General features: G+C 50.3%; 12 protein-coding genes. 11 read left to right on the top strand and 1 reads right to left on the bottom strand.

The window, feature by feature from the left end; all coding sequences use genetic code 11:
* Positions 1-520 precede the first annotated feature (520 nt).
* On the top strand, positions 521-1,357 hold the full coding sequence (locus KJW29_RS15995) for a PepSY domain-containing protein (protein WP_214630535.1): 837 nt from the start codon (positions 521-523) through the stop codon (positions 1,355-1,357).
* 84 nt (positions 1,358-1,441) lie between these two features.
* Here KJW29_RS15995 and KJW29_RS15990 read toward each other — a convergent pair whose 3' ends face one another.
* Positions 1,442-3,829 (bottom strand): AraC family transcriptional regulator, encoded by a 2,388-nt coding sequence (locus KJW29_RS15990; protein WP_214630534.1) that lies wholly within the window; start codon positions 3,827-3,829, stop codon positions 1,442-1,444.
* A 249-nt stretch (positions 3,830-4,078) separates the two neighbouring features.
* On the opposite strand from KJW29_RS15990, the gene KJW29_RS15985 reads away from it, so the two are divergent.
* The 10 genes from KJW29_RS15985 to KJW29_RS15940 all read left to right on the top strand — a co-directional run bounded on the left by KJW29_RS15985 (position 4,079) and on the right by KJW29_RS15940 (position 22,037).
* On the top strand, positions 4,079-4,972 hold the full coding sequence (locus KJW29_RS15985) for an ABC transporter permease (protein WP_246608738.1): 894 nt from the start codon (positions 4,079-4,081) through the stop codon (positions 4,970-4,972).
* A 20-nt stretch (positions 4,973-4,992) separates the two neighbouring features.
* The gene (locus KJW29_RS15980; protein ID WP_246608737.1) at positions 4,993-5,889 is read left to right on the top strand and encodes a carbohydrate ABC transporter permease; all 897 of its coding nucleotides are present in this window, start codon (positions 4,993-4,995) and stop codon (positions 5,887-5,889) included.
* Positions 5,890-5,964: 75 nt separating this feature from the next.
* A complete protein-coding gene (locus KJW29_RS15975; protein WP_214630533.1) occupies positions 5,965-7,479 on the top strand; it encodes an ABC transporter substrate-binding protein in 1,515 nt (504 codons plus the stop codon).
* Positions 7,480-7,602: 123 nt separating this feature from the next.
* Entirely contained in the window at positions 7,603-11,037 is a 3,435-nt protein-coding gene (locus KJW29_RS15970) for a heparinase II/III domain-containing protein (protein WP_214630532.1), read from the top strand.
* 16 nt (positions 11,038-11,053) lie between these two features.
* Complete coding sequence (locus KJW29_RS15965; RefSeq protein ID WP_214630531.1) at positions 11,054-16,723, top strand: cohesin domain-containing protein; 5,670 nt, start codon at positions 11,054-11,056, stop codon at positions 16,721-16,723.
* Between the two features lie 132 nt (positions 16,724-16,855).
* Complete coding sequence (locus KJW29_RS15960; protein WP_214630530.1) at positions 16,856-17,476, top strand: S-layer homology domain-containing protein; 621 nt, start codon at positions 16,856-16,858, stop codon at positions 17,474-17,476.
* 30 nt (positions 17,477-17,506) lie between these two features.
* The gene (locus KJW29_RS15955; RefSeq protein WP_214630529.1) at positions 17,507-18,604 is read left to right on the top strand and encodes a sialate O-acetylesterase; all 1,098 of its coding nucleotides are present in this window, start codon (positions 17,507-17,509) and stop codon (positions 18,602-18,604) included.
* A gap of 35 nt (positions 18,605-18,639) precedes the next feature.
* Positions 18,640-19,653 (top strand): zinc-dependent alcohol dehydrogenase, encoded by a 1,014-nt coding sequence (locus KJW29_RS15950; protein ID WP_214630528.1) that lies wholly within the window; start codon positions 18,640-18,642, stop codon positions 19,651-19,653.
* A 44-nt stretch (positions 19,654-19,697) separates the two neighbouring features.
* Entirely contained in the window at positions 19,698-20,741 is a 1,044-nt protein-coding gene (locus KJW29_RS15945) for a Gfo/Idh/MocA family protein (protein ID WP_214630527.1), read from the top strand.
* Between the two features lie 63 nt (positions 20,742-20,804).
* On the top strand, positions 20,805-22,037 hold the full coding sequence (locus tag KJW29_RS15940; protein WP_214630526.1) for a glycoside hydrolase family 88 protein: 1,233 nt from the start codon (positions 20,805-20,807) through the stop codon (positions 22,035-22,037).
* The last annotated feature ends 329 nt before the right edge of the window (positions 22,038-22,366 follow it).

Raw genomic sequence — 22,366 nt, 5'->3', positions numbered from 1 at the left:
ATGGGAAGTGTGTTCGAGGCACATAAGTATGAAATTTCATACACAACGTCGCTGGAGTGAGGCGTTCGAGGCAAATGAGTATGAAATTTCATACACAATATCGCTGGAGTGGGGCGTTCGCGGCAAATGAGTATGAAATTTCATACACAATAGCGCTGGAGTGTTGCATTCGCGGCACATGAGTATGAAATTTCATACACAATAGCGCTGGAGTGTTGCATTCGCGGCACATGAGTATGAAATTTCATATACAATGTCGCTGGAGTGGGGCGTTCGCGGCACATCTGTATGAAATTTCATATACAATGTCGCTGGAGCGGTGCGTTCGAGGCACATGAGTATGAAATTTCATACAGCATTCAAAGGGATCTGTCGAATCTGACAGTCACTTTTCTTTTTCTCCTCTTATCCTCTCATCAAATTCTAATGTTGCTGTAATGATCCCCTCAGATTGCCCGGTTAAAGTGTAGTTAAGCAACAAGAGTGACATCAGAAGCGACAATGGGTGAAGGAGAGGAACATGATGATCAAAAAAAGCTGGATAATCGGAGCCGGACTCGTGGCGGTTCTGGGAGGAGCCGGCGCCGCATTCGCGGCTGGAGCACCCGCGGGAGACTACATCGGCAAGGCTAAGGCAAAACAGATTGCTCTGCAGGCGGTGCCCGGCACGGTAACCGACGTTGATCTGGAGCGCCATAGCGGAACGGTCTATTACGAGGTCGACATCGACCGCAAGGAAGACTTCCGGGAGGCCGACGTGTACATCGATGCGATTAGCGGCAAAGTGCTGCGCATTGTAGAAGATGACGACGACGATGACCGCCGATCCGAATCTGTAGCCGAAGCAGGCACTGGCGCGCAAGGTGCACAAGCGACTAACGGCACAGGGCAGTCGGCAGCAGCAACAGTGAAACCTTCGGCGCCGGCAACTGGTAGCTCCTCCGCGTCAGCGACTTCGAAACCCGCGGCGACAACCAAGCCAGCACAATCGACGGCGTCATCCGATTCGAAGTCGGCTGCAGGCTCAGCTAACAGCGGCTCTGCTGCAACTGCCGCCAATATCATTACTGTCGAGCGTGCAGTGGAGATTGCAAAGCAAGCCGTTAAGGGCGAGCTGATTCGAGTGGAGACGGAACGCGACGACGGCAGACTGGAATATGAAGTTAAGTTAAAGACGGCGAACGGCACGGCCGAGGTGGAGATTGCCGCCTCAAGCGGCAAAGTGTTGGACATCGATTACGACAATGACCGGGATGATTGGGACGACGATGACGATGACGACTGGGATGACGACGACGATGACGATGATGACTGGGATGATGACGACCAGTATGACGACGATCGGGACGACAACTAAGGTTACCCGAACAAATTGCTGAAGGCTGCCCCGAAAGGTCAATGGGGGCAGCCTTCAGTACGCCAGGTCATGCGCGGTCAGACTTTAACGTTCCGTTTTTGAAATCTCATTCAACCTGGATTTTAGTCTATATTCTGTTGGAGTGGTGCCAAATCGTTTTTTAAACAAAGTGAAGAAGTACTTTTTGTTTTCCCAGCCAATTTTGTCGATGATTTCATCGATGTTATAAGCAGATTCTTTCAAGAGCTCCGATGCCTTTACCAATCGAACTTCAGAAATATAATCCGTGATGGAGCGGGATGCATGTTGTCGGAACATCTTTCCAAGATAAGCGGGAGTCATATTGAATTGATCGGCCACCTGATTGGTAGTGAGAGAAGGGTCCGTATAATGGACCTCAATGTACTTGATGGCGTTCAATGCGACGATCTCCGACTTCTCATCCCGGCTTTGCTCCATTCTGAGCACGATAGACTCAATAAGCTTCAAAAATTCCGCATTGATTTGCTCAAGCGTCTCCATGTTTTTGATCCTGTTGTCGAATGAAACAAAATCGAGCGCGAATAAAACGGTTCCGTTCTTCTCCATAAGGTTGATGGCATTAAAAATGGATGACGACAAGTGCGACAAGGTAAACATAATATTGTTATAACTGCAATTCGATAAGCTCTTCATAAGGCTATTCAATAACATACAAGCTTCATCGAGACGGCCCTTTTTCAACATCTCCAGAAATTGTGTGGTCAGTTCATTGTCGATATTATATTCGGACAAGGAATCGATATCCATTTCCTGCTGGAACAGAACGCTGCCGTGCCCGAATGTCATGCGGTACTTGGACAACTCGACCGCCTCCTCGAACAGACGTCTCCCTTCCCGCAAACTCTCCCCCGAATGGCTTATAAAGACGGAAAGGCCTGTTTTGAAGTAGGTTGTATAAACATTTTGGACCTCTCGAATAAGCTTTTTAAATTCATCGATATCAGAGAAAGATTGCTGCAATTCGCTGTTATCCGGCTCCACATTCAGCAGCGCGAAGATTGTATCGCCCCCCTCATCCCATGTTTCGCATGGGAAAGAAGAATATAGAATTTCACTGATAATATTTTGCAGCGCATATTTCATGAGGGTCTGATCCTTCAGGCTGTACTTCGCTTGAAAATCCGAGAAGTGGTCGATTTTGAACAGAACGACAACCAATCTGCTCTTCGGATTGAGGACAATCCCATGCTCCTTGAAGTGCGTCTCATCGTTCACTTCGCTTGAATTGTTGTTTAATATCACATCTCTCAAATAGTTTTGTTTAAGGATAGATAAGTTTGACTTGCGAAAGGACTCAAGCGATATCAGCTTGTGCGAAGCGGATTGAAGGGAACTGGCAATATAATCGAACTCGTTCCGCTCATCTTGATTCTCGCTTTGTAAATAATCCAGTTTCCTGGCCATATATCGAAGATCGCGTACGGGGGCATATAAATTTCTGGCAAGCAGAAAAGCCGAAAACGTGCAGAGGATCATAATGATCAAGCCGATCGATAGCGTCGTACGCTTTACTTTTCCGATGCTTTTCGCGATGAGCTCATAGGGGGTAATATTAACCAAAGTCCATGGAGCCGAGTTGTAAGTGGCATACGTGATCACAGAAGATTGATTTTGATAGTCCGCGATCATGAATCCCGATCTTTGCTTGGAGGCCAATATTTCCGAGACGAAGGGCTCGGCGGACAAATCCACTCCGAACAGCTTGTTCTCCGAATTTGAATTTGTAACGACCTTTCCCTCGGAATCAAGGAGCAGAATATTGCTTCCCTCTAAAGAATTCGTATCCTTATATGAAGATAGGGTGTTAAAAATCCAGTCCATTCTGAGGTTGACGATGAGTGCATTTTTCACTTTTTTCGAGTTTGGAAAGTGCTCCGACAGGATGTAGGAAAATACCTCTATCTTTTTTTCCGCATTCGCCTCCGAGAAGCGAATACTTCTGGGAATGGGGGTGAGACTCTTGATTCGTTCAGGGTTCTCGATCATGTGAGCAAAATCATGATCGAGAATATCCATAGTTGTTCGAATGCCGGTATCCGGCCCGATCAGATAATAGGTACCGGAACGCCCGTTATAGAAGTAAGCGGAATGCATATATGGCGTGCTGCTCAGGAAAATATCCGTATTTCGCATGCTTTTCAAAATATCAATGATCTGGACATCCTGACCGTACATTAAATTGGCCGCATCCGGGCCATTGAACATGGATGTGGCGAAACTTTTGGCATAATCGTTGATGGCCAGCGCATTCTGCAAAATTTGATTCATCAATTTTTCATTCGACGAATTTAACTGGCTGATACTATAGCTCTTGAAGCTGTAGTTCAGAATCAAGGATAGTGCCAGGACGGTGAGCACAATCAAGATGGTGATCTTGATAAGCAAGTGATTAAAGTAAATCGGGTGTTTGAATGAAAGTGCTCGTCTCATGAGAAATCGCTCCCCTGCCCCTCGTTTAGTCTCATTATTATAGAGGACGCGGACGAATTGTGGAATGGAAAAGCGCTTTCTTGCACTTATTCACACATTTTAGACCGCATTTTCGACTTATTCGCAGCGTTTGCCTCTATATGGAACGGACCCTGAATGGTTAGGATGAGAGCATAACGAGCACAACCATCCATCAATTAGACAGGAGATGAGAGAGCGATTAAACACACAAGACAGTTTTTGAGAGATTTGCGAAAAAACAGATTTCTGCTGGCACTGACGCTTCCAATGGTGATTTACGCGTTTATATTCAGCTACACGCCAATGTTCGGTGCGATTGTTGCTTTCAAGCGCTATCAGTTCGATAAAGGCATATTGGGAAGCGAGTGGGTGGGGTTCAGTAATTTTAAATTCCTGTTTACTTCGCCGGACCTCATCCGAATCGTTCGCAACACACTGGGATATAATGCGGTGTTCATTGTCAGTACGGTGGTGGTGTCGGTGACCGTCGCATTAATGCTGTATGAATTGACAAGCAAAAAATGGTTGAAAATGTACCAGTCCATTATGTTTTTCCCGCATTTCTTATCCTGGGTTGTTGTGGCGTATATGGTTTACGCTTTTCTTAATCCGAGATCGGGAATATTGAACGACTGGCTGACTGGCTTCGGCTTCGAAGCGGTAGATTGGTACAATAAAGCGTCGGCCTGGATTTACATTTTTCCTATTGCTAATCTGTGGAAGGTCATCGGAATGAATGCCATTATGTACTATGCTGCTTTGCTAAGCGTTGACCCTACGTATTACGAGGCCGCCAAGATCGACGGCGCGAGCAAATGGAAAATTATTACGAAAATATCATTGCCGTTTCTCTATCCATTAATGACGCTCCTGGTTATTCTGGCTATTGGACATATTTTCTCGGCGGACTTTGGTTTGTTCTATCAAGTGCCTATGGATTCGCCAACCATATATGCTACGACGGACGTAATCGATACTTACGTATTCAGGGCCTTAATGCATCTCGGCAATATCGGCATGTCCAGCTCGGCAGATCTGACCAAATCCGTATTGGGATTTATACTCATCGTAACCGCCAATGCGGTCGTAAGGAAAATAGATTCGGATCGTTCCTTATTTTAATAGAAAGAGAGGTGGAGAACATGATGGCGCTCGTCTCCAGGCTCAGCTTGTCCAAGATCGTATTGCACATCATCTTTATCGCCATGTCGATTTTGTTTATCGTACCGCTGTGGTCGATTGTTTCGATCTCGCTGTCCAATGAAATGGATGTCGCCAATTTTGGATATCGACTCATTCCGGAAAATTGGGATCTGCAAGCCTACCGGTACATTCTGAAAAGCCCGAAGACGATTCTGGACGCATACAAGGTTACGATCTTCATGTCGGCTGTCGGCACGCTGCTTTCCGTATTGATGATTTCCATGTGCGCTTATGCGTTATCCCGATCGGACTTCAAGTACCGTAGAATCATTACCTTTTATTTGTTCTTCACCATGTTATTCAGCGGCGGGCTTGTTCCCTATTACATGTTGATGACGAAATATCTGCAATTGCAGAACACGTATGCAGCCCTTATTATCCCGCTTCTCGGCAGCGTCTGGTACATCTTCCTGATGCGTACTTTTTTTCAACAACTTCCGGGTTCGCTTGTCGAATCTGCCACGATTGACGGAGCAGGCGAATGGCGTATTTATACGAGGATTATTATCCCGCTGTCAACACCGGTATTGGCGACCGTAGGACTGCTGCAGCTCCTTGCTTACTGGAATTCCTGGTTTCATGCCTTGTTGTTCATCGACAAGCAACAGATGTACCCGCTGCAGTATTTGCTGCAGATCATGATGAACAACATTCAGGAAATTCTCAAAAATTTGCAGCAGGGTGTGCAAGTCGATTCCGGGCAATTGGCAGTCCTTCCGTCGGAAAGTGCAAGAATGGCCATGTGTATCCTCGCGATTGGGCCGATGTTGTTTGTTTTTCCTTTCTTTCAAAAATATTTTGCCAAAGGGTTAACCGTGGGATCGGTTAAAGGTTAGCTTCCAGGGCTGAATTAAAAGTCGGATTACCGATTTTTAAGATAGATTATATTCATCTTGGAGAGGGTGTCAAAAATGAAAAAATGGAAACGTTCAAGAACCGTATTACTGACTGTATTGCTGATGTTTAGTGTGGCTCTTGCAGCCTGCTCAAGCAATGAGGGGGCTGCCACTTCAAGCGGCAATCCCGCCAATTCCGGCAGTCCGGGCAGCGCGACTCCGGAGCCGACGGGTTCGGAGGCGGTCGAGGAGCTGGATCCGGTAAAGCTGGTATGGTTCATTCGGAATGCGGAGCCTAGCAATGCGGCAACGGTTATCGAGAAAGCAAACGAGATGATTCAAAACAAGATTAACGCTACGGTCGACTTCAAATTTATTAACCCGGGCGATTATGTCAACAAAATGCAGCTTGTCATGTCTTCGGGAGAAGAATACGATATCGCCTTCACTTCGAGCTGGGCGAATCCGTACTCGGATAATGTATCCAAAGGAGCATATATCCCATTGGACGATCTGCTCACCCAATACCCCGACTTGAAAAACAGCATGCGGCAGGAAATATGGGATGGGGTCAAAGTAAACGGGAAAATTTATGGCGTGCCGAACAATCAGATCATGGCTACCGCGCCCGGGGTTTGGTACAAGAAGGATCTCTTGGACAAATATCAGATTGATCCGACCGGCTTCAAATCGCTTCATGATTGGACGGCTGCCTTCCAAACGATCAAAACCGGCGAACCGACTGTTTCCCCCTTGCGCGAAGGACTTCCGGAAGCCTACTTGACCTTCGCTCCATCAGTAGATGGCGTGCAAGGCTTAAGGATTAACCCGAACACCTGGCAGGTCTATTACGCGCCTTACACCTTAACGGATAATTTTGCTATTATGCGCGACTGGTATCAGAAAGGTTATTTTCCGCAAGACGTAGCTACTATGAAGGATGAGACGTCAGTCATCAAAGCAGGCAAAATTTTCTCCAGGTATACCTCGATTAAACCTGGACTGGATGCCGAACTGAAGTTAGCCATGGGCTTCGATTTTGTCGTACAAGCAACCGGACCCGCGGTCCTCCCGAAAACAGCGGGCCAGACGACAATGAACGCCATCAGCGTTACCTCCAAAAACCCGGACCGCGCCATGATGCTGATCAACCTGGTCAATACGGATAAAGAGCTGTTCAATCTGCTCAAATTCGGAATTGAAGGTCAGGATTACACGAAGGTGTCCGACAATCGCATCGAGCCTATCGCAGGCGGTTATTCCCTGCCGGGTTGGCTGTTCGGCAATGAATTCAACAGCTACGTGATTCCCGGACAACCGGATGATGTATGGGAGCTAACAAAGACGCAGAATGACACCGCGCTTGTTGATCCGACAATCGGCTTTAGCTTTGACCGTCAAAGCGTGGAGAACGAAATCGCCCAGTTGAACGCGATTTTCACCGAATTTAAACCTGTTCTGTACAGCGGTATGGCCGATATCGATAAAACAATCGCAGACATGAAGGAGAAGCGCAAGGCTGCCGGTGAAGAGAAGGTTATTGCTGAAGCGCAGAGACAGGTAGACGAATGGCGTAAAACAAAGGAATAAAAAGAACAGACTGAAGGAACCGACACATTCTGATTGTCTGGAAGAACGTTGGGGGTGCAGGTTGCTGGTCATGCGCTCCCAACATTACGAAATTTACTATTTCCTATAGGTGGTTTATACGGGATGACAACTAATGTCTTGGGATTGACGATCGAGAATGAAGCGGAATGGATGTTGCCGGCGTTTGAACTGGAGAGGTGGAATGAGGATGTATTAGGAATCAGCTTTGAGATTAGGGGGACTCCCGGCATCGTGGTTCATCCGGAATGTTTCCGGGCTTACAAGGAAGATGCCAATCCTTATCAAACCGTTAAGGTCAGAAACAGGCAATATGACATGTTATATGACCAGAATACATCCAGAGTGAGGGTCAATGACAGCTGGCAAACGATGTATCTGGAAGCATTCGTGAAGGCAAACATGATCAGACTCGAATACGTGCTGAAGCTATTCGGGACCGGAGAAGTAGCGATTCGCAATATCCGGACACAAAGAGGCGGATTTCCGGATCATCCTGTCGTGCAAGGGGCGCCTTATCCGCAATGGATCAACAATCTGAAAGCGCATACGGAATATGAGCGCGAGGTTGGCGAGCTCAAGTCCGAGCGGCGAGAATTGCCGTCTCATATTTTGCCTTATCTGGAGCTGTCGCCTTGCAGCATTTATGAACTGGTTCCGGACCGGAGAGGGTTAGGGAAGTATGCCGAGCATTATGGATGGGATCCCCGGAAGCCTGACATCTTGATCGATCGAACAACCGGAGAGCCTGTCCGCTATGAAGAAGAATTCCCGGTTTCGGGGTATGACGAGGTCATTGGACCGTCAGGGGAGAAATGGATATATCCTTATCACAAACGGCCGTGGAACAAAACGCTCGAGGAAATATTCACCTTTGTTCCCAGCTATCCGGGACCGGATGACGACGATTTAAAGAGATATTACGATCCTCAATTCGAGAAAATATATCTGGATCGGTTTATGGTCAGCACCCGAATGGAGTGCTTCCAGGAAGCGGCGCGGATTCTCGCCGAATACTATCATACAACAGGCGATATGGAAGCCGGAATTAGAGCGGCGGTCATTCTGCTGAAGCTGGCGAGAAGCGTCCCTCATTGGCCGATCTTTGGCAAGCCGGACTGGAATTATCATTATATTCTAGCTTTTTTCGATCCGGATGAATATGAAAGATGGTTTGCGTGGATTGCCGATACTCACTTCTGGCAAACTCCGGCAACGGGAGCGCATTTGAAGAAAATGCTTGCGATATTTGAACCACTAAAAAGCCCGATCATCTGGAAGCAGGTTTCCGAGCTGGGTTTCCCTCAGGCCAGGGAAGACGTCATCGACGGGATTCTGCACATTGTTCGTATGTCATTAAGGTTTGACGCTTACTACCGAACCGACATTTGGCGATACTTCCATAACACAATCGGACTGCAGCTGAACGGACTTGTTATGGCGGCCCTCTCCATCGGCTGTCCGGAAATTATTCACTATGTTATTGGGAAGGCCAAAGCCGCTTTCGGCTATTTGTTTATGGCAGACGGCATGTTCCCGGAGAGCGTCTCGTATTTGCACGATGTCGCCGGGGATATTGATGAAGCGCTTCGTCATATCCGGGGTTATTCAGATCCTCTCGGCTATACGTCCCAACTAGATGATAGCCATATTGAATATTTCGACCCCGAGCACGTTTTGCCTGGCTACAAACACATCATGTATTTGTGCAAGCAAAGAATGTTTTATCCGGACGGCTCCGTAATGACCATACACGATACGTGGGCCGAAAGTCAGTACAGCCAATATCATCAAGTGCGGATTTCGAATGAGATTCCTGACAAAGATCTGAATCGCCGCAACATCTCTGAACCGTTCCTTCTGCCTGATTTTGGACATGCGATTATAGGGTCGGGAGAAGGCACGGATTGTGCCGAAGGGCATCTGCATTATTCCGGACACTGGAATCATTCACATGAGGATATGCTGAATTTCACCTTGTGGGCACACGGAGATGAATTGGTGTCGGATATCGGATATTCCCATCTCGGCGGATACATCTATACGGCAGCTGCGCATAATCTGGTTGTTGTCGATGGCAACAATCAGGCCTTCAGCTCTGAAGGCGGAAACCTCCTCCATTGGCATTCCCCTGACGGTCGCACGATGGTCATGCAGGCGGAAGCGCCTCATATTGCGTATCCTGAAGCTCGCAAGTATCGGCGTGCCGTGATCGGTATTCCGATTGCGAAGGGGCGGAGCGTTTTCCTGGACCTGTTCGAGGTGTCCGGCGGGAATCGTCATGAATGGATGGCCAATGGCTGCGCCGATTATTCGCAGACAGCAGAAATGACATTACAACCGGACCGGTACCTGGATAACCTTGATGATAACGGCATTTCGTTAAACCCGGAGGCAGGCGCGCTTTCTGGCGAAGATTTCAATTGGGAAGGCTTGCTGCCGCGGGACGAGCCTGGCGGAAGAAGTCATTACTACGGCGCCTTCAGCAATGTAAGCGTGTATAGGGATGACACGCCTTGGCAAATTACGATGACCCCGGCATTCCCGCACGGCGAACTCTTCCCTGGAGCAGGAGCCAGAGCGGCGTCGGCAGAGCCTAAGCCGGGCCTTCGACTGCATTGGCTCGCACCAGCCGGTGGGGAAGTTATGCTGTGCGAAGCGCCAAGACACCGATATCATCGGGAGCTGGCCAACCTTCAGGAGGCGACACTCAACTGGAACCAGAATGTGATGCCCAAGGTCATTGTTCGTAGAGACGGCAGCGAATTGGACAGCACATTCGTTGCATTGTGGGAGCCGTTTCAGAATGAAACGTTCGTACAGAGCTGCGAAAGAATGGACGGCATCGCGGGAATAGACGGCGAAGGTGTGCGCATCCGGACGGAAGATACGGTCATCCAGGTTCTTTATCGTAAAAGCGAAACAAGCGGCCCCCTTGTATCAGGTCCAATATCCATGGATGGCTCCTTTCTGATCATCAAAGAAAAAACGATTGCTGAAGCGGATAAAGAAACGGAAGTTGATTTTTATTCGGGAGTCGGTTTTTCCGTTGCTGGTTTGAAGATGGAGCTGAATGGTTGGACAAGCCAGACGCTAGTTGGGACAGGGGAAGACGAAAACGGATATTATTTGAGCATAAGAGGGGATTTATCCCAATACCCCGAGGAATATGACAAGCAGCCGCATAAAGGAAAATATATCATTGTAGCGCAAGACGGGCAGAGCAACCGGCATTTGCCGTTCGACAAATTGCAAAAAGGCAAAGACGGCCTGCACAAAATTTATATGACCAGGCGGCCGGGCTTTACATTCGAGGAGAACACGCAAATGCTCAAGGAGGTTTGTTCCCCTTATCGTATCCTGACAGGAAAAGCGAAAGTGTCATTTCCGACAGAGGTCAATATGAGGATACGTGAAAAGGGAAATGAGAGAAGGATCATGGTTAGAACGGATGCCCACTCCATCGTCGCGATGCCATTGGATTCATCGGGTTTCCCGTGCAGGACGTCCGGCGGCAGTTGGACAGAGCTTCTATTATAAAGGAGGCGAATGAACAGTGAAACGAAGAGTCATTGTATTCTTGCTGGTCCTGACTTTGATATGCCCGGCCATTTTATTTCCGTTCGCAAATACCGCCCATGCGGCAAATAGCAGCACGTGGTATAAAACGACGGATGTAAGCAATGTCGATTGGTTGATGCTGAAGACGCACGGTACTACCAACACGATGGGAATAGCTCCCGCAAACTTTTCGTTAGCGGACATGGTGTTGGAGATGGATGTGAAGCCTGCTACGAATCCAGTCTTTCCGAATTGGGCACATCACGAGATCTATTTTGGTTATCAGAACGCCAACAATCATTATTACATCTCCGTTCATGGCGCTACTGGCGCAATCGGTTTATACAAGAAGAGAAATGGCGTTGCCATGAAGCTTGGAGACAACACCGTAACCGCTTTGAAACATGCCCTGGATACAACAACTCGCTACAAAATTACAGTGATGTCCGGCGCCATTCAAGTATTGGCCAACGATACCCTTATCCTGTCAGCAAACGATGCTGAGTTTTCCAGCGGAAAGGTAGGGGTTGGCGTAGCCGGGTTTTACAACCTCCCTAACAATAATGCAGTTACATCGTTGACGCTTGCCGTCGGCGGCATGAAAGTATCTGACAGCACGGGCTTGGACCTGGGAGGCGGCATTTTGGGCGGCGGGTTGTCCGACTGGACGTTTACGGTACCCAAGCTGGATTTGAATCGGCTTGAGGAGCATTTTGTTTATACAAATGGGTGGAAAGTGCCGGCTGATGCCGAAGGCTGGGCGACGAACGCAAGCGGAATGGGGGCAGGTTATAAAGCGGAAGTACACGATCAGAAGCTGTACATGGAATCGGCGAACGGCGGTTCAAGCGATTTTTATGTCAGGAAGACGCTTGCCGCTCCATATTCCGCCACCAAAGTGATTATCACATATAAGCTGCATATCAATGAAATTTCGGGAGCAAGCGAATGGTTCCCCGGTATTATCGATTCAAGTGGCTCCGGGAACATCGTTCCTGCACTCAGATTGACCGGCTCCGGCGAGCTGGAGACGATCAGCGACAGTACCGCAACGATCGTTGCCGAATTGCAAGCCGGACGCGATTACGAGGTCGGCCTGGTCATCGATACGGTATCCGACACACAAGATATTTATATCGGAGACGATGACGGCAACAATGTCGTCATGATGAATCAGAGCCTTGCCAATCCGGTAGACTCGGTGCAAGGCATTGCTTTTAATGTCGCTGGGAAAATGGTGTTGGATGATCTTGTCATCGAGGAATACAATGCGACGACAGCTGCCCGTCTCCAGCAGATTTTTACGCAAAATGCGCAAAGCAAAGTCGATCATCTGCCTGATCTGCAGACCCGATTGCCTCAAGGCATACTTCTGTCCCTGTATTCATCCGATGTCTATGTGGACGGAACCAGAACGAAGCTGAATGACGACGATACGGTCCTGCCGGTCGTGCAGAACGGCGACGTGCTGCTTCCGAAAGACTTTGTGGCGGCAAAGCTTGGCGCAACATCCGCGTCGGCCGAGACGATCCAGGGACGCGATTATGTTTCCATACAGGCGGTAGCCGCCGAGAAAAACTTATATGTATGGAACAATGGCACGCTGTATGCCGTCAGCGATGACGCGAATCTGTTCACGGCCGGCGATGAGAGCCTTCTGACCGGCATTGAACAGACCTTCGGCGTATACGTATCCCCGCAAGGAAGCGATACGAATAACGGAACGTATCACGCGCCTTTCCTAACGCTTGAAAAAGCAAGAGATGTTGTCAGGCAGCGGAAGGGCTCCACGGGGATTCCGGTAGGCGGCATCACCGTATACCTCATGGGCGGACAATACTCCCGCAGCAACACGTTTACGCTCGATGTCTCCGATTCGGGAAGGGCCAAGGCGCCAATCACGTACAGATCCTACCCGGGGCAGAGCGCCAAGCTGTCGGGAGCGAAGACGATTCCTTCCAGCGCCTTCTCCGCGGTTACGGATCAAGCCATCATAAGCAGATTGAAAGACGGATATGCAGGCAAGGTCATCCAGGCGGACTTGAATGCATTAGGATTCACCACTAACGAGCTCGGTTCGATCCAACGGACAAATTCCAATACCCAGTCGCTTCCGGACAGCGCGGCGCTTTATATTGACGGTACGAAGCAGACGATTGCCCGATGGCCGAACCAGGGATTCGTCACGACCGGTTCTATCTCTGCTCCCGGAGTGAGCGGTTCCGGAGCGGTGTGGCAATACAATGAGCAGCAGCCGAACTCATGGGGACAAGCGGATCAGTTGTGGGTGGAGGGCTATTGGTTCTGGGACTGGTACATCGATTCGATGCGGGTTACCGATGTGGACACCGCCGCAAAGACGATAGCCGTCGAGCAAACAACGCCGTACGGGGTTGCGGAAGGCAAAAGGTATTATGTGTTCAACCTGCTCGAAGAAATCGATATGCCCGGAGAATGGTTTCTTGACAGAACGAACGGCATCCTGTATTTGTACGCGCCTCATGACATTTCGCAGAGCGATATCCAGTTGTCGAGCCTGAATACGGCGCTAGTAAAGATGACGAATGCCAGCCATCTCCAATTGATCGGCCTTGATTTCGAGGAGACAAACCATCGGGCTATCGAAATGACAGGAAGCGATTCGATCTTAATCGCGGCCAGCAGGTTCCATAATATCGGCGCAACTGCCATTGTGATCGAAAGCTCCCTCAAAGTAGAAGTAGCCGACTCTGATTTCAGCAATATCGGCAAGGGGGGCGTATATACGACGAATGTTGGATATCGGCCAACGTTGGCTCCCGCCAATATTCAAATTCGCAATAATGTATTCACACGATTCAGTACGGTGAACAAAACCTATTCTCCGGCAGTTTCCATTAGCGGGGTGGGCATTACCGTTCAGAACAACGTAATGAACGAGGCTCCTCATGAAGCCATTGGGATTAGCGGCAACGATAATGTCATTGAAAACAATGAAATCTATTCGGTTGTCAAGCAATCCTCCGACGCCGGCGCAATTTACGGAGGACGCGACTATACGCACCAGGGCAATTTCATTCGGAACAACCTGCTGCATGATATTTCCGGTTTGCAGGGCGCAGGCGGATATTCCATTTATCTGGATGACCAGCTGAGCGGCTTCCGCATAACGAGCAATATATTCTATAACACGAGTTCGGCAGTATTCATCCATGGCGGAAGGGATAACGTTGTTGACAGCAATATCGTAGCCAAATCGGTTAGAGCCACTTCTTCATCGATCAAGCTGCTCAACTTGAGCGGGGGAGCGGCAAGCCCGCTAGTTCAACCGCCTAACGGCACGTTGTATACGAGGTATATCGCCATGCCGGCAACTAGCGAGCTCTGGACATCGCGGTTCCCGACACTGGCCAACCTGTTAGCCGACGAGCCTTATAAACCGAAATACAATACGTTTACCCGCAATGTCCTGTTTCAGACGAACGGCATTTCCGTGCCGGATTCGGCGCTGCCAACCGGGACATTCACGGACAATGTGATGGTGACCGATGCAAGCTTGTTCGAAGATGCGGAAAATAACAATTTCAACCCGTTGGGCAATTTCGGCATTGGCGGATTTACGGCGCCTGTGTACAGCGATATCGGGCTCAAGTTGAACGCATATCGAACGTCTTTCCCGGAAATTGCGGATTTCAAGCTTATCTATCCGCAGAACAATGACATTGAGATTCCGGCTCACGGAATCACGCTCATGTGGGAGCCCGCAATCGGCGCAAACCGTTATCTGGTCACGGTAGCCACAGACAGCTCGCTCATCGACGTTATCTATGAGGGGGAAGCGCCAGAAAATTACCTGAAGCTTGACAATCTGGAATACGGCGCCAAGGACTATTATTGGCAGGTTCAGGCGATCAGCGACTCGGCGTTATATCCGGATAGCAAGGTTAATGATTTGGGCTCAGCTCAGTTTACGACTGCCATGAACGAAGTGACCGACAACTACGAGCTTATGAACAAAGCTGCAGAAGCGGCAAGTCTGCATGCGGCTTCGGTTGAAGGCTCCGAGCCCGGTCAGTTCCCGGAAGAAGCATTGACGGAGTTTCAACTGGCGATTGCCAGTGCCAACGCAGTAATCAATGATGCTAACGCTACGCAGGACGATATCGATTCTGCCCTGGCAGCGCTTGTGCAAAGTGTAACGGCATTTAAGAGAAAGCAGGTTCAAGGCGTAGTCGATCTGGAACAATTATTGACGAACAGATCCAACTGGGCAGCCGACAATCCGAACTATTTCTCCACTACGCCCGAAGGCGGATTGACGTTCTCTCCGTCAGGCAATGGTTTTGCGGGCTATAATTTGAAGGTTCCCAATTATGCGATCTGGGGATTCAAGGCGGGATTCGATTTTACAGACAACAATTGGCAAGGTTTCACTCTTCGGTCGCAAAGTATTTCGGCAGCTCCCTGGACCACGACCAGCTATTTGTTCATTGCAAAGAACAACGCGTTTGAATTGCAGCGTTTCGGACCAACCGGAGCGTTTCCGGAAGGGACCCTCACCGTGCCCAACACTTTGGTGACATCCGGTACAGAGCATTCCGTCCAGTTCGGAGCGCTGGATGTGAACGATGGCGTTCGGCTGATTGTCAAAATTGATGGAACTACCATCTTTGATTATCTGGATACGAATGGCTATATCACGGATGAGGGATACTTTGGCATTATTTCCACTGGTTCAGCCGTATTGAACTTGAATCCGTATGGAGACCCGGACGACAATGAGGAGCCTCAGGCAGCGTTAGTATCCATTCAAGCGCCGTCTGCCATTGCAGGCGTAGATCATGGAACGGCCAAGACGGCGGAAGCGCTTGGGCTGCCTTCCACTGTCGAGCTGGCAACTGATGCCGGCAGCGTAAATGCCGATGTTGCCTGGGATGTACAAGCTGCAAGCTATGATCCGGCATTGACGGCCGCGCAGACCTTCACCGTAGATGGAACCGTTACCTTGCCGGATGGGGTTGCCAATCCGAACGGGATCGCATTGACGACAACCATCAGCGTCACCGTGGATGCAGCCGCAACATCGTTGTCTGCGGTATTGTCGGGTGATGACACAGTCAATGCCGGCGCCTCCTTTACGATGGCATACGGATTGCAGCATGTGACCGACGCGGTTTACGCTCAGGGTTTGACGATCCAGTACGATCCGGCGAAGGTGGAATTTGTGTCTGCGACAGCGCTGACAGACCAGATTACCATCCTGCAGGCGGAAGATGACGAAGCAGGCGAAGTCCAACTGATTATCGCCAGCTTGGGCGATGAGAACGGCATCGCGGCGGATCGCGATCTGGTGACGCTGGCTTGGCAAGCCAAGTCGCTGGAGGCCGCCGCGGCCACGAACATTGCGATGACGAACGCAACGGTTGGCGATGGCGAAAATGCGGATATCCAGCTGCAAGACGTGTCGTTCAACATCAGCATCATCGCGGGGGATATTGTGCACGCGGCGGAAGACCTGAACGGAGACGGCACGATTGCCATAGGCGACTTGGCGATCGTAGCCAGATACTATGGCAAGACGTCCTCTGATGCCAACTGGGCCGCGATCAAGATCGCCGATCTGAACAACGACGGACAGATCGACATCGTCGACTTGTCGAGGGTAGCGGTCAAGCTTCTCAGATAACAACCGGGTTCCAAATAGAATGGCAGATAGGTATACAGAGGATGGCGGAACTGCCATCCTCGCATCCTCTATCCGTCAAAAGAGGAGAATGGAGCCGGAGCTGCCGCCATAGAAATCGCGGATGTGAAGCTCGTGGACAGCCGCATGGCATCCACAACGCAAACGGTTGGCCTCCAGGCAAAGGTTGCGATTGATGACTCTCCCGCCCCATTGAAGTTTACCGATCTTCCCCAGACCCACTGGGCGTATGCAGCGATCAGAGAACTGGTTGCGAAGCAAATTGTTTCGGGCACCGGCGCAACAACATTCGAACCGACCCGCGCCACGACCCGCGCGGAATTTACCATGATGCTGGTGAACGCATTGCAGCTTTCCGACGAGGCTAAGATACCATTCACGGATATCAAGCCATCGGATTGGTTCGCCGCTGCGGTCGCCAAAGCACATAAAGTAGGACTTGTGAGCGGGAAGAGCGCAACACGTTTCGATCCGGGCGGGAGGATTACTCGCGAAGAGATGGTCGTCATGCTGATGCGCGCCTACGCCATCCTGTACGGCAAAGAGCCTGGCGGCTATTCGATTTCCCGATATTCCGATATGAATGAGGTTTCATCCTGGGCGTCCAATCCGGTAAACGCAGCGGCAGAGCTTCGACTGATCAACGGCAGGACGGCTGCGCAATTCGTTCCGAAGGGCATCTCCTCGCGCGCCGAAGCCGCGCAAGCGATTTATAATCTGCTCACGACGAAATAAAGAGGATTGGAATACGGAAGGGGGTTGTCTATGACAACAACTACGAGCAACGATTATAAATTAACACTCAAACAGCCCAAACCCTACCAGGTTATTCAAAGATATGGATATGATCCAATGAAATCCTATGCCAATCATCCGGGAGGTCCACAGTCAGGGCATGCCACTGTAATCATTTCCGGCAATATTTCCTGTAGTTTGGAAATGGCTCAGTTGGAAGCAAGGACAGTGCTTATGCAGGATGCTTATGGAGAAGCAGTCGACTGGATGAAAATGGAGGTGGAGTGGCGAACTTCGACATTTCAAACAATGTTAAAGGTTCCCGCCGGGGGTTGGTATAGATTGGAGCTTCGTCTCACCGACAAATCGGGCGATATCATGATTGAATCCTTTGTTGAACCTATAGGCGTAGGAGAGGTTTTTGTCATTGCGGGTCAATCGTATGCCGAGAATTGCAATGATGAATACCTTCAGATTCAAGATCCCGAGGGGAGGGTCAGCAGTTATGATTCCATCGCCGGGGATTGGAGAGTAGCCCATGATCCGCAACCTGGCGTTAGAATACGCGATATCCATGACACAAGACTCAAGGGGACGATTTGGCCGGCGGCGATGAATCATCTGCTTCCGTTGCTCCGGGTTCCGATCGGAATGGTTAATGTCGCTGTCAGTTCTACAGCCTCCCGGCAGTGGATGCCGGGCGAGCGATTATATCATCAACTTCTCCATGCCGGGAAATCGGTGGGGGATTTCAGAGTGTTGCTCTGGCAGCAGGGAGAATCGGATGTTATTGAAGCTACGCCAACAGATGTTTATATAAGCAGATTAATTGCGATCAAAACCGAATTGGAACGGCAATGGGAGCATTCTTTCCTCTGGATGCCCGCCAAATCTACCTTGCATCCAGAGGTTTATTCGAAACCTCTGGAGGAGAGATGGATTCGCGAGGCCATTCATGAACTGTGGGATACAGTAGGCTTCGCGCCGGGGCCGGATACGGATATTCTTGGAGGTGTCGGCATTCATCGCGCGGTTACGGCCAACAGCCAACATTTTACCCTATTAGGGCAGCAGCAGGCTGGCATGCTTTGGTGTATCTCCATTTGGAACATGCTTCAAAGAATATAATTGGCTCGTGTTCTCGGGAAAGGAGAAGGACAAGAATGAAGGCTGCGTACATAAAAGCGCCGTTTGAATTTGAGCTTCGGGAAGTGGAGCTGCGGGAATTGGCAGCGGATGAGGTGCTCGTAAAAGTAAAAGCATGCGGGATTTGCGGCACGGACTTGACGAGCGCCGCAGTCGGCGCATCCGATTGGGAGCCTGTCGGGCATGAGATTGCAGGGATCGTGGAGAAGGTGGGCATTCGCGTCGAGAATACCAAGATCGGGGATACTGTCGCACTGGAGACGGGGACTAGTTGCCGTACTTGCGACAAATGCCGCAACGGCCGCTCCGATCTTTGTAATAAGGGCCCGAACTTTTGGCTGAAAGGCTCAATGGGATTTGCTGAATATATCATTGTTCCCATGGCATGCGTGGTTCCCTATAGCGGACTGTCGTTCGAGCAGGCTGCCTTGCTGGAGCCGCTGGGTGTCGCGCTTGACCTGGTGTACACAGCGGATGTGAAACTGAATGATGATGTGTTGATCGTGGGCTTAGGTCCGATCGGATTGATGGCGTTGCGGCTGGCGAGAGCTATGGGGGCCAGGAAAATCTATGCCGCTGCCCGATCGCATTCAACCCGAAGAATCGAATTGGCCAAGCAATGGGGAGCAGACGAGATCATATATACGGATCAAGTCAGTCTCGAGCAGTATCCCTATGCCGATGGCGGTGTCGATCGGGTGCTAGTCACCGCTCCGCCTGCGGCGATTCCACCGGCGCTGCGTACGCTGAAGGTGGGAGGAATTGCAGCCTTTCTGGGGATCGAATATGGAGCCGGGGCAAGCATCATCTTTGATGCCAACGAATTTCATTTCAAGAAGCTCCAGCTTCGAGCCTCGCATGCTTCGCCGGCGCTCTATTTCCCAAGATGTGTGGAGCTGCTGCGATCGGGAGTTATTGACGGGCAGGCGCTGATCAGCCATACCTTCAGTCTGGAGCAATTTCCCGAGGCGATGGGGTTGCTGCGGGCGGACAAGGAATCGACAGTCAAGATGGTAATGGTCAATGCGTAATCCGACTGCTAGACATAGAGGGATAAGAAGAGGAGAAAACGGGTATGAAACCTAAGTTTGGAATCGTTGGTTGCGGAAACATCTCGAGGTTTCATTTTGAAGGCTTGAGAAGAGCGGGAGCGGATATCATCCACATCTCGGATATCCATGAGTCGGCGGCCAGGCCTTATGTCGAGGCTTTTGGCGCCGCATACTCCGCCGATTATCGCGCACTCATCGCCAATCCGGAGGTGACAGTTGTCAGCGTCCTTACCAGCGCCAAGTTTCACCGGGAGATTTGTCTGGCGGCGCTGGCTGCGGGCAAGGACGTGATCTGCGAGAAAACGATGGCGAATGACGCGGATGAAGCAGAGGAAATCTTTCGTGTCGCGGAAGCCTCGGGGCAGCTATTTTTCACTTCGTATATGAAACGCTTTTTTCCGGCTGTACAGCAAGCGAAGGCATTGTTGCCCCGATTGGGCCGATTGTTCAGCGCTCAGGTGCGCGCCTATCAGAAATGGGATGGACAGTTTTACGAGCATACGGATGGTTCGGAACACCAATGGGTGCTTGATGGCTACGGCGGTGCGGTGGTGAAATGCGCAGGCAGCCATATGATCGATATGACCTTGCATTTGTTAGGCAGGCCGAAGAGCTTGTATGCCAACGTAGATTTTATCCCGGGTACGCAGATTGATCGCAAAGCAACGGCGTTGTTTGAATACGCCGATGGACTAGTGGCCAGCTACGAGACGGCGATTCATCCGCTCGACAAGATCGGCTACGAACGCAACGGATGGGATGAATTCATGGAGGTGAATGGGACGAAGGGGCGGATTCAGCTATACACGGCGAAATGGGATGAGTCGGAGCACCGCGCGGCCCTGCTCGTTCACTATGACAATGAAAGCGGGACATCGACCGAACATCGGTATGACGCCGTCGATCCGTTCCATGTCGAAATGCAGTACTTTTACGATTGTTTAATTCAACGAAAGCCAGGGGCTCCCAACCAGACCGATGGTTTCTATGTGGATGTCATCATTGCTGCGATCATGGAGTCCTCGCGTCGCAGGGCGTCTGTGGATCTGGATTGGCGTGGCCGGTAAGCATGAACCAGGCTGGGCGAATCGACAAGAATAACGGGATTTTCGGAATAAGGAGCGCGGGCAATGATGAGCTACGGCGAGATACTGAAGATGAGCGTGGAGAAAACAAGGAGAAATATGCGGGAGATGGGAAACGAGTGGCGGGAATTTCCGTTGAAGTCTTGCTTCGACGGACGTTACTTTTCCGATGCGCAGCAGCCGGGCAGACCGCTCAGCCATGTGTTCTGCTGGACGCAAGGTTTTTTCGCCGGAATGGCAGGCATCTCTTATGCGATTACCAAGGATGAATCGTTTCTGAATTGGCTCCGCACCGGCTACGATTATTTTTACAACAAGGTCAACCGCGATTCGCTGGAAACGATGCATGACCTGGGGTTTCTGTATTCTCCCTACAGCGTGTTCCTGTATCGGCAGACCGGCGAAACGCGAATGAAGGAGCTGAGCGTCAAAGCGGCCGATGAATTAATCAAGCGGTATGTTCCGAACGGCCACTACATCCAGGCTTGGGGCAGAATGAACAATCGAACGCCGGATTATGTGGACGAAGAGCTGGCGAAGGATCATTTTTTTACCCAAAGCGAAGGGCTCGCCATCATCGATTGTATGATGAATTTGCCGCTGCTGTTCTGGGCCAGCCGGGAAACCGGACATCCCGTATATGCGAATATTGCCAAGGAGCATATACGAACGACGATGCGGCATTTCATTAGGGGGGACGGTTCGGTCAACCATGCGTACCGCTTCTCGGTGTTTGACGGGGCGCCTGTCCAGCCTGAAAATTATTGCGGCTACGCCACGGATTCCTGGTGGGCGAGAGGTACGGCCTGGGCCATCTACGGCTTGGCCATCGCCTACGATTATACGCTTGAGCCCGAATATTTTGCGCTGGCGGAGCGGCTGGCCCTTCGGTTCGTGGAGCAGGTTGGCGAAGACGCCGTGCCGGTGTGGGACTTCCGCCTGCCCAAGGAGACGCCGGCGATTGCATCAGGCAATCGATCCGCCTTCCCTTGGGATGCTTCCGATCCGAATAATCTGACTTACAACAAGGATACGTCCGCGGCGGCCATCGTGGTGTGCGCCATCCAGAGGATGAGCAAACACGGGGAGAATGCGGCGTTCGAACGTTACAAGAGAGCGGCGCTGGAGTCGCTCGCGAATCGTTACTTCAATCCCGACAAACACGTAAACGGCCTGCTGACGCATTCCAACGGAAGGATGGAATATACGAGTTACGGCGATTATTTCTTTATGGAAGCTTTGGCGCATGAGACTCACGGGCTGGATACGTGCTGGTAATCTAGCGAATATAGAGAATCATTGAAACTATATTCACGGCGACAACTCCGTCAGGCGTCGATCTTGGCGGAGTTCCAAGTCCGGATCTGTGAGAGGGGGCTGTCCGAAAAGTGAATTTTTAAGGTTAAGTGTGTATGATAACTAATACACAAACCCAATAAGGCCGGCATCTGGCCAAACGTGTATGAAAATTCATATACAATTCACCAAACAGGCCTGCACCTGGCCAAACGTGTATGAAAATTCATATACAATTCACCAAACAGGCCTGCACCTGGCCAAACGTGTATGAAAATTCATACACACTCCACCAAATAGGCTGACATCTG

The organism is Paenibacillus agaridevorans (assembly GCF_018604145.1).
Lineage (GTDB): Bacteria > Bacillota > Bacilli > Paenibacillales > Paenibacillaceae > Pristimantibacillus > Pristimantibacillus agaridevorans.
This window is presented reverse-complemented; position numbering and strand designations above follow the sequence as displayed.